Consider the following 12332-nt stretch of genomic DNA (forward strand, 5'->3'; position numbering starts at 1 on the left):
TCAATGGCCGGAAAACCCGTGTTTCCGGCCAGCGGGCAACTATTTACGCCGCGGCGTAGACCTTTCGCCCGTTGTGTGGCAATTTTTGTTTTAGTGACACGCCTTGATGGAGATAAATAAATGAGACTGTGCGACCGTGATATAGAAGCCTGGCTGGATTGTGAAAAACTGGTGATTTCACCGCGTCCGCCGATTGAGCGTATTAACGGGGCCACAGTGGATGTCCGTTTAGGCAATCAGTTCCGCGTTTTTCGTGGCCACACCGCTGCCTTTATCGATCTGAGTGGGCCAAAAGACGAAGTCAGCGCCGCGTTGGATCGCGTGATGAGTGATGAAATCGTTCTGCCGGAAGGGGAGGCTTTCTTCCTGCACCCGGGAGAGTTGGCGCTGGCGGTCACGCTCGAATCGGTCACGCTGCCAAACGATCTGGTCGGTTGGCTGGACGGCCGTTCTTCCCTGGCGCGTCTGGGCCTGATGGTTCATGTGACCGCGCACCGTATCGATCCAGGTTGGCAGGGCCGAATTGTCCTGGAGTTCTATAATTCAGGTAAGCTGCCGCTGGCATTACGCCCAGGCATGCTGATCGGCGCACTGAGTTTTGAACCACTGTCCGGGCCGGCAGCGCGTCCTTACAATAGCCGCCAGGATGCAAAATACCGCGATCAGCAGGGCGCAGTCGCCAGCCGAATCGACAAGGACTAACAGCGCAGGAAGCACGGTCGGTGTGGCGCTGACAAGAGGATGGCATGAGAAGATTACTGACGACTTTGGTGATTTTACTGGTGGTGCTGGTGGCGGGGATGTCTGCGCTGGTACTGCTGGTTAATCCGAATGATTTTCGCGCCTATATGGTCACGAAGGTCGAACAAAAGAGTGGTTATCATCTGACGCTGGATGGTGACTTGCGTTGGCATATCTGGCCACAGCTCAGCATTCTGGCCGGTCGTATGACGCTGACTGCACCCGGAGCCAAAGCGCCGGTGGTGAGTGCGGATAATATGCGCCTTGATGTCAAACTGCTGCCGCTGTTGTCGCATCAGCTGTTTGTTAAACAGGTGATGCTGAAAAACGCCGTCATCCGCCTTACCCCCGACAGTGAAGAACAAAATCAACCGGACGCGCCTATCGCGCCTGCGGGCCATGCCGAAGAGTCGGTAGATACGCCGTGGAAATTTGATATCGATAATCTGCGGGTAGTGGACAGCCTGTTGATCTGGCAACGTGCCAATAACGAACAGATCAACGTTCGCGATATTAATCTCACCCTGCAGCAAAATGCCAAACGTCAGGCGCAAATGGAGCTTTCCAGCCGGGTAAACCGCAATCAGCGTGATTTGACCTTCAACCTGGCGGCTGATATCGATCTGCAGCAATATCCGCGGCGCATAGCAGCCAATGTCACCCAATTCAGTTACCAACTGGAGGGGGCTGACATACTTGCCGGTGGCATTAAAGGTGACGGCAGCACTAAAGTGGTATATCAACAAACGCCGCAGCAACTTGCATTAAGCCAACTGAGCCTGGGGGTCAATGACAGCACCTTTAGCGGTGGCGTCAGCATCCAGTTCGGTGAGATACCGGCTTATACGCTTAATCTGACGTCTGCTGCGGTGAATTTTGATGCGTTTAGCGGCTGGCAGTCCAGTAGTTCCCAAGTATCGCAAGTACAGAACGTCACCTCTTCGCCGGTCATTGCCAGTCAAATGGATGACCCGCAGCAAAATCTTGAGGTGCTGCGCGAGTTTAACGCACAGCTCAATTTGAGCGTGGATCAACTGACCTATCGCGGCATGAATATTTCCCATCTTTCGACCCAGGCAGAAAACCGACAGGGTCTGTTAACGCTGCATTCGTTCTCCGGGCAGGTAGCCGGTGGTGATTTCGCTTTACCAGGCACCCTGGACGCGCGTGGCCGCAGACCGGTGATTAGCGTGCAGCCGATGGTGAAGCAGGTTGAACTTGGCAGCATTCTGAAGGCGTTTGAGATGCCGCAAGTCATGACCGGGAAATTCAGCATGCAAGGGGATTTAACCGGAGATCGGCTGACGTCACAATCTTTTGAACGGCGCTGGCAGGGCACTGCCCAGTTGGCGATGCAGGACGCGCAGTTGCACGGTCTGAATATTCAGCAGTTGATTCAGCAGGCTGTGGCGCGTAATGACAGTAGCGTGCGTGGACAGGATGATTACCAGCGTTATACCGAAGTGAAACAACTGTCGGCTAAAGCCAGCCTGAACCAGGGTACGGTAAAAATCACCGAGTTGGGTGCAGATTCTCCGTTGTTAAAACTGAGCGGCAATGGGACGGTAGATATGCCGGGCAAACAGTGCGATATGCAACTTAACGTTCGCGTAACCAGCGGTTGGAAAGGGCGCGACGATCTGATTGAGCAACTGCAGAAAACGCCAATCCCGCTGCGAGTTTATGGCCCGTGGAACCAGCTCAACTACCAGTTGCAGGTCGATCAAATCTTGCGTAAAACGCTGCAGAACCGGGCGAAGGATGCGCTGAACAAGTGGGCCGATAAAAACAAGGATTCGCGCGAAGGCCAGGACCTTAAAAAACTGCTCGATAAGCTTTAATCTTTGAGAGTGCGGGCGGTGACCTGGCCCGCACTCTCAGTAAACCTCACCAGAGTATTTCCCTTTCCCAATAATTTCCTCCCGTAACTTTGACGGATATCATGACGTCTGTGCCTGAGTTTGTGCAGAGTGTGCGCAGTTAAGCGATTTATACGCTTTGGTACGGTCAAAAACGAAAATGATAAGTTGAGGGAATATGATAGAGCTTCTGATCGGGGCAGTCGTCGCGGCAGGCGTTGGCCGTTATATCATCAAAGGTTACTCCGCCACTGGCGTATTGATGGTGGGTGGCCTGTTACTGTTGGCCATCAGTGCCCTGATGGGCAAAAGTTTGTTGCCTGCCAGCGCCACATCTACCGGCTGGCGCGCGACCGACATCATTGAATACGTCAAAATTCTGCTGATGAGCCGTGGTGGCGATCTTGGCATGATGATTATGATGCTGTGCGGATTTGCGGCCTATATGACGCACATTGGCGCCAATGATGTGGTGGTCAAGCTGGCATCCCGTCCGCTGCAAATGATCAATTCCCCCTACCTTTTGATGGTGGCGGCCTATTTTGTTGCCTGTCTGATGTCACTGGCAGTCTCGTCTGCCACTGGTCTGGGCGTATTGCTGATGGCTACGCTCTTCCCGCTGATGGTCAACGTGGGTATCAGCCGTGGTGCGGCAGCGGCGATTTGTGCTTCACCCGCGGCGATTATTCTGGCACCAACCTCGGGTGACGTGGTGCTGGCCGCCAAGGCGGCGGAAATGCCATTGGTTGATTTCGCCTTTAAAACTACGTTACCCATCTCGATTGCGGCGATTGTCTGCATGGCGGTTGCGCATTTCTTTTGGCAGCGTTACCTCGACAAGAAGGCCAATGAACAGCATCACATTATGGATGTGAGCGAAATCACCACTCATGCGCCGGGGTTCTACGCGGTGCTGCCGTTTACCCCGATCCTTGGCGTGCTGGTGTTTGATGGGAAATGGGGACCGGAACTGCATATTATCACCGTGTTGGTTGGCTGTATGTTGCTGGCGGCGGTAATTGAATTCCTGCGCAGCTTCAGCGCCAAACAGGTATTTACCGGTCTGGAAGTCGCTTATCGCGGTATGGCGGATGCTTTTGCCAGCGTAGTGATGCTGCTGGTAGCTGCTGGCGTGTTCGCCCAGGGGCTGAGCACCGTCGGGTTTATCAGCGGGCTGATCAGCCTGGCGCAGTCATTCGGTACCGGCGGCATCATCATGATGCTGGTGCTGGTGGTGATTACCATGCTGGCGGCGATGACCACCGGTTCAGGCAACGCTCCGTTCTATGCTTTCGTAGAGCTGATTCCCAAACTGGCGGCGCAGATGGGGGTTAATCCGGCGTATCTGGTGATCCCGATGCTGCAGGCTTCGAATCTGGGACGCACTCTGTCGCCGGTTTCCGGGGTGGTGGTGGCGGTATCCGGCATGGCAAAAATCTCGCCGTTCGAAGTGGTGAAACGTACTTCGGTACCGGTGATTGTTGGGTTGATCGTGGTGATTGTGGCGACGGAGTTACTGGTTCCCCAGCATTTATAATAGCGGCCGAGCGATGCCCGGCCCCGGTTTAAACCTCGTAGTCTGGTTCTGGTACCGACAACGGGGTGATTTTTACCTTCAAAATACGGTGGCTACTGACTTCCAGCGGTTCAAACAGGTAGTCACCGATCCGCAACTGCTCGCCTTCCTGGGGAATGCGCTGGCTGTGTTCCATCAGCAGGCCGGCCAACGTGTGGTATTCACGCTTATCTTCCAGCGGTAATGGCAGATACAACACCAGATCCTCCAGCGGCATGTAACCGTTGGCGGTCCAGCTTCCGTCATCATTTTGCACAATGTCATGCCGGGCGTCGACTTCCTCTCCGGCTTCCGGCAGGTTGCCTGCAATGGTCTCCATCACATCAGTCAGCGTGACTATCCCTTCAACCGAGCCGAATTCGTCTACGACAAAGGCAAAATGGGTCTGCGCCTGGCGAAATTGCTCCAGCGCGCTCAGCAGGGTCAACTGCTCGGGGAAAATCAGTGGCTGCAGTACCAACGCACGTAAATCCAGTGGCGCCTGGGTTAACTGCTGCTTCAACACGTCAATGGTATGAATGACACCGAGGGGTTCATCGCTGGCGCTGTCTTCCACCACCACAATGCGCGTATGCTGATTTTTCTCCAGCAATTGGGTCAGCTTTTCCTGCGGATCATTCAACTCGAGATATTCCACGTCATGACGGGAGGTCATGATACTGCTTACCGTACGCTGCGCCATACCCAGTACGCGCTCTATCATATGCCGTTCTTGCTGGTTGAAAATTTCGCCGCTTTCATTGCCGCTATCGGCCAACAGGTTGGCCGATTGGTTGTCGATCTCCGCTTCTTCGTGCTTGCCGCTCAACATGCGCAGCACGGCTTCTGCGGTACGTTCGCGCAGGGGGCGTGCTGTCGAGAGGAAACGGCGGCGGTTGAACTGCGACAGTTGGTTCAAGGCTTCAATCATCACTGAGAAACCAATGGCGGCGTACAGATAACCTTTCGGAATGTGGTAGCCAAAGCCTTCGGCAACCAGACTGAAACCGATCATCAGCAGGAAGCTCAGACACAGGATGACAATCGTTGGGTGGGCGTTGACGAAGCGCGTTAGCGGTTTGCTGGCCAGTAACATCAGTCCGATAGCGATACACACCGCAAGCATCATGACTGCCAGGTGATCGACCATGCCGACGGCGGTGATCACCGAGTCGAGCGAGAAGACCGCATCCAGCACCACGATTTGTGCCACCACTGGCCAGAAGCGGGCGCCTTTGCGCTGGCCCTGTTGCTCTTCATCTTTACCCTCGAGTCGCTCGTTGAGCTCCATGGTGGCTTTGAACAGCAGGAATATGCCCCCAACCAGCATTATCAGATCGCGGCCGCTGAAGGGATGTCCGCCGGCAAAAAACAACGGTTGAGTCAGTGTCGCCAACCATGAGATGGAGGCCAACAGCGCCAGGCGCATCAGCAACGCCAGCATTAAACCTACAATGCGGGCTTTATCTCTTTGATGTTTTGGTAATTTTTCCGCCAGGATGGCGATAAAGATAAGGTTGTCTATACCCAGAACGATTTCCAGCACGACCAGAGTGGCCAGGCCGGCCCAAATTGTTGGATCTGCGATCCATTCCATACGCCCAATTTCACCTGTAAGTTCGACGGCTTATGCCGCCAGTGAATGATGGGTGTTGCACCGGGAAAATTCAACTTTAAAACCGGGGGAGTTGCCTGCTAAATGAAAAAGCCAAGCAAGAATAATGCATAAAAACTCGACTCTCCAGCAGGCGTTCAAAATGTGACACCAGGAGAAATGGGGGATTTTCTGAACATGGAGGCAGTTTCTGGAGTATGGGTTTAGACGCCTGTTGATAAAAACAGCGTAAATATAATTTTTAAAAATCAAATCGTTATAGATTCTTGCTGCTGCTACACTTTGTTCAGTTCCCCCCTGTGGGTAGTCTTATTCTGAAAAGGGTACTTAATAGGTATCTTGGGCTTGTATCGATAAGGCAATAGTATAAGAATCTTAGCCATATAAACATTTACAAGTATCATCGTTTGGTTATAAGGACGTATTTATTTTGTTTTATTTGTGATCTAACTATCGCTTAACAAAAGAGTACGTCCCTCAATATACATTAAAACGTGACTGAACCTGGTCGCCTATAGAGAACGATGACAGTACATTGGTAGCTGAAAGCCAGGGGCGGTAGCGTGTCTCAACTACCCCGTTTCCGACTTCATGAGCGACTTGGTTCAGCTACGTAATAATTATTGAATGTGGATGAAAAACATGCAAAAAAGATTGAAGGCTGTCATTCCCGTAGCAGGTCTGGGAACCCGTATGTTGCCAGCGACAAAAGCCATCCCTAAAGAAATGCTGCCGGTGGTCGATAAACCATTGATTCAGTACATTGTGAATGAGTGTGTGGCGGCTGGGATCAAAGATATTGTGTTGGTCACCCACTCCTCCAAAAATGCGATCGAAAACCACTTCGATACCTCGTTTGAGCTTGAAGCCGTTTTGGAATCGCGCGTTAAGCGTCAGTTACTGGAAGAAGTACAGACTATCTGCCCGGCAGATGTGACAGTAATGCAAGTACGCCAGGGACAAGCTAAAGGTCTGGGGCACGCGGTTCTGTGCGCTAAACCAATGGTCGGCGATGATCCTTTTGTTGTGTTGTTACCCGATGTGTTGCTGGATGACTCAACTGCCGATCTGCGTAAAGAAAACCTGGCTAAAATGATTCAACGTTTCACTGATACAGGTTTTAGCCAGATCATGGTGGAACCGGTACCGGAACAGGATGTTTCGAAATACGGCGTCGTTGATTGTGGTGGTGCGGCGTTGTCAGCAGGTGAGAGTACCCCGATGACCGCCGTGGTGGAAAAACCGGCGCTGGAAGATGCACCTTCAAATCTGGCGGTAGTGGGCCGTTATGTTTTGTCTGCGGATATTTGGCCGCTGCTGGAAAAAACCTTACCGGGTGCCGGCGATGAAATCCAGTTGACCGATGCCATTGCTGCCTTGATGGGGCAGGAAACCGTAGAGGCTTTTCATATGAGCGGAAAATCGCATGACTGCGGCGATAAGTTGGGCTATATGAAGGCATTCGTACAATACGGACTGCGTCACGCCTCCGAAGGCAAAGATTTTACCCAGTGGCTAAAACAAACGCTGAACAGCAAGTAAGAGTTACGGCTGAGAAGACGATCATAAGATATCAAGAGGATTACCATGACCAAGTTAAAAGCTGTCATTCCCGTTGCAGGTCTGGGTATGCGTATGCTGCCGGCAACCAAGGCTATTCCAAAGGAAATGCTACCGATCGTTGATAAGCCGTTGATTCAATATATAGTTAATGAATGTGTTGCTGCCGGGATCAAAGAGATTATCCTGGTGACGCATTCATCCAAGAACGCGATCGAAAACCATTTTGATACCTCCTTTGAGCTGGAAGCGATGCTCGAAGCGCGCGTTAAGCGCCAGTTGCTTGATGAAGTGCAGTCGATTACGCCAAAAGGCGTAACGCTAATGCATATTCGTCAGGGGCAGCCAAAAGGCTTGGGGCATGCGGTGCTTTGCGCCAAGCCGCTGGTAGGGGACTCACCTTTTGTAGTTCTGTTGCCGGATGTCTTGCTTGACGACGCCAAAGCCGACCTGAAGAAAGACAACCTGCCGCATATGATTAGTCGCTTTGAACAGACGGGTTTGAGCCAGGTGCTGGTTCAGGCTGCGGATGAGCATGTTTTACACGACTACTCGGTGGTTGAGTGTGAAGCCAACAAGCTGCAGCCTGGTGAAAGCTCGCGTATGACATCGATTATCGAAAAGCCAGGCCGTGAAGTTCAGTTGAAATCCAATTATTCTGCAGTAGGGCGCTATGTTTTGTCAGCGGATATTTGGCCACTATTAGAGAAAACAGAGCCAGGCGCTTGGGGGCGAATTCAGCTTACAGACGCCATTGCTGAACTGTTGAAACACCAACCGGTCGAGGCGACAGAACTTGTGGGAGAATCGTTCAATTGTGGCGAAAAAATGGGGTATCTGCGGGCATTTGTTACCTATGGTTTGCGCCATCCTACTCAGGGTAAGGCGTTTCGAGAGTGGGCTGACCAACTCTCATTGTAACGCTAATCACGAAAATTCTATGGCTACCTCAGAGCAATTCTGACGTGGCCTTTTACTATGCTGAATCGAAATGCGCCTAGTTAGGCACACTTTTTTTTTGATTATTATGCGATAATACTTTTGACGTTACTTTATATTAGCAGGTACGAACTCAATGCTTGCACAATGAGTGCGAATTTTTCATGTCTGCTTGAGCAGATGACAAATCATTTTGCTGAGTGCCGTGAAAGCGCTATGGTGACCCGGGGCTTAGCACCGCAAACATTCTTACTTTGATAGTGATGATAACTCGATGGCAAAAAAACAATGGAAACTGATACCGATTTTGGTATCGATTAGTGTGATCAGTGGTTGTACAATCATCCCCGGTACCCACCTTTCCACTAGTGGTAAAGATATTGTAAAACAAGAAGATAGCGATTTTGATATTGATAAACTGGTAAACGTCTATCCAATGACACCAGGATTGATTAGCAAAATGAGGCCAAAGCCTGCGATAGCGCAACCGAATAGTGCATTGGAACGTGAATTGCAGAATTATGAGTATCGCATTGGTGTAGGTGACGTTTTAATGGTGACCGTTTGGGATCATCCAGAATTAACTACCCCAGCTGGTCAATACCGTAGCGCCAGCGATACTGGTAACTGGGTGAATTCTGATGGAACCATATTCTATCCTTATATCGGCAAGGTAAAAGTTGTTGGTAAAACTGTTGTCCAAGTTAGAAATGAAATCTCATCGCGTTTATCTCACTATATAGAAAGTCCTCAGGTTGATGTGAGTATTGCAGCATTCCGGTCACAGAAAACGTATATCACAGGAGAGGTTTCTAAATCCGGTCAGCAAGCTATTACCAACGTGCCGTTAACTGTGATGGATGCTATCAACGCCGCAGGCGGTTTGGCAGAAAATGCTGATTGGCGTAATGTTGTATTAACTCATAATGGTAAAGAGCAGCGTATTTCTCTACAGGCGTTAATGCAAAAAGGCGATTTGACACAAAACCATCTTCTTTATCCAGGCGATATTCTTTACGTACCACGTAATGATGATTTGAAAGTGTTTGTCATGGGTGAAGTTAAAACTCCTGCGACACTAAAAATGGATAGAAGCGGGATGACTTTGACTGAAGCTTTGGGAAATTCGGAAGGCATCAGCCAATCCACCGCAGATGCGACTGGTGTTTTTGTTATTCGCCCATTACATGGTACTGAAGGTAACAAGCTTGCCAATATTTACCAATTAAACATGGCAGATGCGACTGCGATGGTTATGGGGGCTGAGTTCCATTTGCAGCCATATGATATTGTGTATGTGACGGCAGCTCCCGTTGCCCGCTGGAATCGTTTGATCAGTCAGTTAGCTCCGACTATTTCTAGCTATAATGATCTCAGTGAAGGTACGTTACGAATTCGTAATTGGCCGTAGGAATAAATAATGTTTGATTCAATACTGGTAGTTTGCGTTGGGAATATTTGCCGTTCTCCGATAGCAGAAAGGCTACTACGCAAAGCGTTGCCAAATAAGAAAATTGACTCGGCAGGAATTGGAGCATTAGTTGATCATTCAGCAGATCAGTCTGCGATCGTTGTTGCTGAAAAATATAACTTATCTCTTGAAGGCCATCATGCCACCCAGTTTACAGCTCAATTAGGGCGTCAATATGACTTGATTCTAGTAATGGAAAGAAAGCATATTGAGAAAATTACTAGCATCGCTCCTGAAGTGAGAGGAAAGACAATGCTGTTGGGGCAATGGTTGGATAAAAAGGAGATTCCCGATCCATACCGGCAAAGCAAGGAAGCTTTTGAATTTGTCTATCAACTAATTGATCAATCCTGTCAACGCTGGGTAGAAAAAATCAACAAATAATTAGTCAGGAAATAAGCGCATGCAATCTGTCAGTTCTAATAAACCAAATAACACCGAATCAGATGAACTTGATCTGGGACGTCTCATCGGTGAGCTAATTGATCATCGATATTTGATTTTGGGTGTGACATCAATTTTTACAGTGCTAGCAATTATTTACTCTCTCTTTGCGACGCCAATTTATCAGTCTGATGCTCTTATCCAAGTAGAGCAAAAACAGGGTAATGCTATCCTTGATAGTCTGAGTCAAGTGTTGCCTGATAGCCAACCGCAATCAGCGCCAGAAATAGCACTCTTACAATCCCGCATGATTTTAGGTAAAACAGTAAATGATCTGAATTTGCAGGCTGTAGTGAGTCAAAAATACTTCCCGATCTTTGGGCAAGGTTGGGCTCGCTTGATGGGTGAAAAGCCAGGCGAGCTTTCGGTTAGCCGTCTCTATCTACCGCCGAATGAGAGTAAGAGTGAGGCACAAATAGTTCTGACAGTCGTTGATAATACACATTATCGGATAGCTGGCGAAAATATTGAGGCTACTGGAGAAACTGGAAAGGTTCTTGACAAAAATGGAATTACACTGTTAGTCGAAAAAATCAATGCATTGCCGGGAACTGAATTTGTCATCAAATATCATACTAATTTAGAAGCAATTTCAGACTTGCAAGATATTTTCTCTGTGACAGATCAGGGGAAAAATACAGGAATGTTGAATTTGACAATTAGTGGTGATAATCCTGTATTAATTTCTAAGATATTAAACAGCATCACTCAAAACTACTTAGAGCAGAACATTGCTCGCCAAGCCGCGCAAAATGCGAAAAGTCTTGATTTCTTGCAAGAGCAATTACCAAAGGTAAGGAGTGCATTAGATTCAGCTGAAGATAAGTTAAATGAATATCGCCGTCAAAAAGATTCTGTCGATTTGACAATGGAAGCCAAGTCAGTCTTGGATCAAATTGTAAATGCTGATAATCAACTTAATCAATTAACTTTCCGCGAGGCAGAGATATCTCAGCTATATACAAAAGAACACCCCACATATAAAGCTTTAATGGAAAAACGTGAAACACTACAAAGTGAGAAAGAACGTTTAAATAAACGTGTGTCAGTAATGCCTGCAACACAACAGGAAGTACTTCGCCTTAGCCGGGATGTTGAATCTGGACGAGCTGTATATATGCAGTTGCTTAATCGTCAACAGGAATTGAACATAGCAAAGTCGAGTGCAATTGGTAATGTCAGGATCATTGACTCAGCAGTAACCGAGCCACATGCTGTTAAACCTAAGAAAACGATCGTCGTCTTATTGGGGATTATCTTAGGTGGTATTGTTTCTATTGGCGCAGTTTTGTTTAGAGTGTTGCTTCGCCGAGGTGTTGAAACAGCAGAGCAGCTTGAGGAGTTAGGCATTAATGTCTATGCAAGCATTCCTGTTTCACTATGGTTACAGCAGAAAAATATAGGAAATAGTAAGAAATCAATTAATAAAAATAAGACTATTAAACCTAATTTTTTAGCTGTGGAAAATCCAGCTGACTTAGCTATCGAGGCAATAAGGGGATTACGTACAAGCTTGCACTTTGCAATGATGGAGGCTAATAATAATGTTCTCATGATTTCCGGTGCTAGCCCTGATGCAGGTAAAACGTTTGTTAGTAGTAACTTGGCCGCTATTATTGCTCAGACTGGGAAAAAAGTACTGTTTATTGATGCCGACATGCGTAAAGGTTATGCGCACAAGCTCTTTGGGTTTGGAAACGTTGATGGTTTGTCAGATATCCTTTCGGGAAAAATTAAAGTTGAAAACACTCTGAATCATATACCTTCAGTCGATTTTGACTTTATTTCCAGAGGGCAAGTCCCACCCAATCCGGCAGAGCTTTTAATGCACCCACGATTTAATGAAATTATTGAATGGGCATCAAAAAATTATGATCTAGTTATTGTTGATACACCTCCTGTATTAGCGGTTACTGATGCAGCTATTATTGGTCGCTATGCAGGAACAACCCTTCTTGTTGTCCGCTTTGAAGAAAATACAGTAAAAGAAATCGAGGTTAGTCTAAAACGATTTGAACAAAGTGGTGTTCATGTTAAGGGCTGTATCCTGAATGGTATGGTAAAAAAAGCGAGTAGTTATTATGGTTATGGATATAGTAACTATGATTATAATTATTCGGAAAATAAAAAATAGCAATTAGATATAGC

9 protein-coding genes are annotated in these 12332 nt (G+C 48.2%); 8 read left to right on the top strand and 1 reads right to left on the bottom strand.

The features are described from left to right. Positions 1-120 precede the first annotated feature (120 nt). The 3 genes from dcd (at position 121) to dcuC (ending at position 4137) form a co-directional block, all read left to right on the top strand. Positions 121-702, top strand: coding sequence for a dCTP deaminase (gene dcd / locus M2406_RS01470; RefSeq protein WP_012006010.1), 582 nt, complete (start codon positions 121-123; stop codon positions 700-702). A 44-nt stretch (positions 703-746) separates the two neighbouring features. Then, positions 747-2582: an outer membrane assembly protein AsmA gene (gene asmA / locus M2406_RS01475; RefSeq protein ID WP_135344471.1), complete on the top strand. Its 1836-nt coding sequence runs from the start codon at positions 747-749 to the stop codon at positions 2580-2582. Between the two features lie 196 nt (positions 2583-2778). Continuing rightward, positions 2779-4137, top strand: coding sequence for an anaerobic C4-dicarboxylate transporter DcuC (gene dcuC / locus M2406_RS01480; protein WP_012006012.1), 1359 nt, complete (start codon positions 2779-2781; stop codon positions 4135-4137). Between the two features lie 28 nt (positions 4138-4165). On the opposite strand, the gene M2406_RS01485 is transcribed toward dcuC, so the two are convergent. Then, the gene (locus M2406_RS01485; RefSeq protein ID WP_115182883.1) at positions 4166-5752 is read right to left on the bottom strand and encodes a TerC family protein; all 1587 of its coding nucleotides are present in this window, start codon (positions 5750-5752) and stop codon (positions 4166-4168) included. Between the two features lie 660 nt (positions 5753-6412). Here M2406_RS01485 and galU point away from each other — a divergent pair. From galU to M2406_RS01510, 5 genes are all read left to right on the top strand, one after another. Then, positions 6413-7312, top strand: coding sequence for a UTP--glucose-1-phosphate uridylyltransferase GalU (galU, locus tag M2406_RS01490; protein ID WP_041418896.1), 900 nt, complete (start codon positions 6413-6415; stop codon positions 7310-7312). Between the two features lie 45 nt (positions 7313-7357). Then, positions 7358-8251, top strand: coding sequence for a UTP--glucose-1-phosphate uridylyltransferase (locus tag M2406_RS01495; protein WP_012006015.1), 894 nt, complete (start codon positions 7358-7360; stop codon positions 8249-8251). A 292-nt stretch (positions 8252-8543) separates the two neighbouring features. Further along, positions 8544-9680 (top strand): polysaccharide export protein, encoded by a 1137-nt coding sequence (locus M2406_RS01500; protein WP_012006016.1) that lies wholly within the window; start codon positions 8544-8546, stop codon positions 9678-9680. A 9-nt stretch (positions 9681-9689) separates the two neighbouring features. Continuing rightward, positions 9690-10124: a protein-tyrosine-phosphatase gene (locus M2406_RS01505; protein ID WP_012006017.1), complete on the top strand. Its 435-nt coding sequence runs from the start codon at positions 9690-9692 to the stop codon at positions 10122-10124. Between the two features lie 19 nt (positions 10125-10143). Next, entirely contained in the window at positions 10144-12318 is a 2175-nt protein-coding gene (locus tag M2406_RS01510) for a polysaccharide biosynthesis tyrosine autokinase (protein ID WP_012006018.1), read from the top strand. Positions 12319-12332: the final 14 nt, after the last annotated feature.

The organism is Serratia sp. BIGb0163, assembly GCF_024809935.1.
Classification (GTDB): domain Bacteria; phylum Pseudomonadota; class Gammaproteobacteria; order Enterobacterales; family Enterobacteriaceae; genus Serratia; species Serratia quinivorans.

Excerpts from the sequence above, each read along its gene's own strand:
- dcd (WP_012006010.1), top strand. The coding sequence starts at position 121 with ATGAGACTGTGCGACCGTGATATAGAAGCCTGGCTGGATTGTGAAAAA.
- asmA (WP_135344471.1), top strand. The coding sequence starts at position 747 with ATGAGAAGATTACTGACGACTTTGGTGATTTTACTGGTGGTGCTGGTG.
- dcuC (WP_012006012.1), top strand. The coding sequence starts at position 2,779 with ATGATAGAGCTTCTGATCGGGGCAGTCGTCGCGGCAGGCGTTGGCCGT.
- M2406_RS01485 (WP_115182883.1), bottom strand. The coding sequence starts at position 5,752 with ATGGAATGGATCGCAGATCCAACAATTTGGGCCGGCCTGGCCACTCTG.
- galU (WP_041418896.1), top strand. The coding sequence starts at position 6,413 with ATGCAAAAAAGATTGAAGGCTGTCATTCCCGTAGCAGGTCTGGGAACC.
- M2406_RS01495 (WP_012006015.1), top strand. The coding sequence starts at position 7,358 with ATGACCAAGTTAAAAGCTGTCATTCCCGTTGCAGGTCTGGGTATGCGT.
- M2406_RS01500 (WP_012006016.1), top strand. The coding sequence starts at position 8,544 with ATGGCAAAAAAACAATGGAAACTGATACCGATTTTGGTATCGATTAGT.
- M2406_RS01505 (WP_012006017.1), top strand. The coding sequence starts at position 9,690 with ATGTTTGATTCAATACTGGTAGTTTGCGTTGGGAATATTTGCCGTTCT.
- M2406_RS01510 (WP_012006018.1), top strand. The coding sequence starts at position 10,144 with ATGCAATCTGTCAGTTCTAATAAACCAAATAACACCGAATCAGATGAA.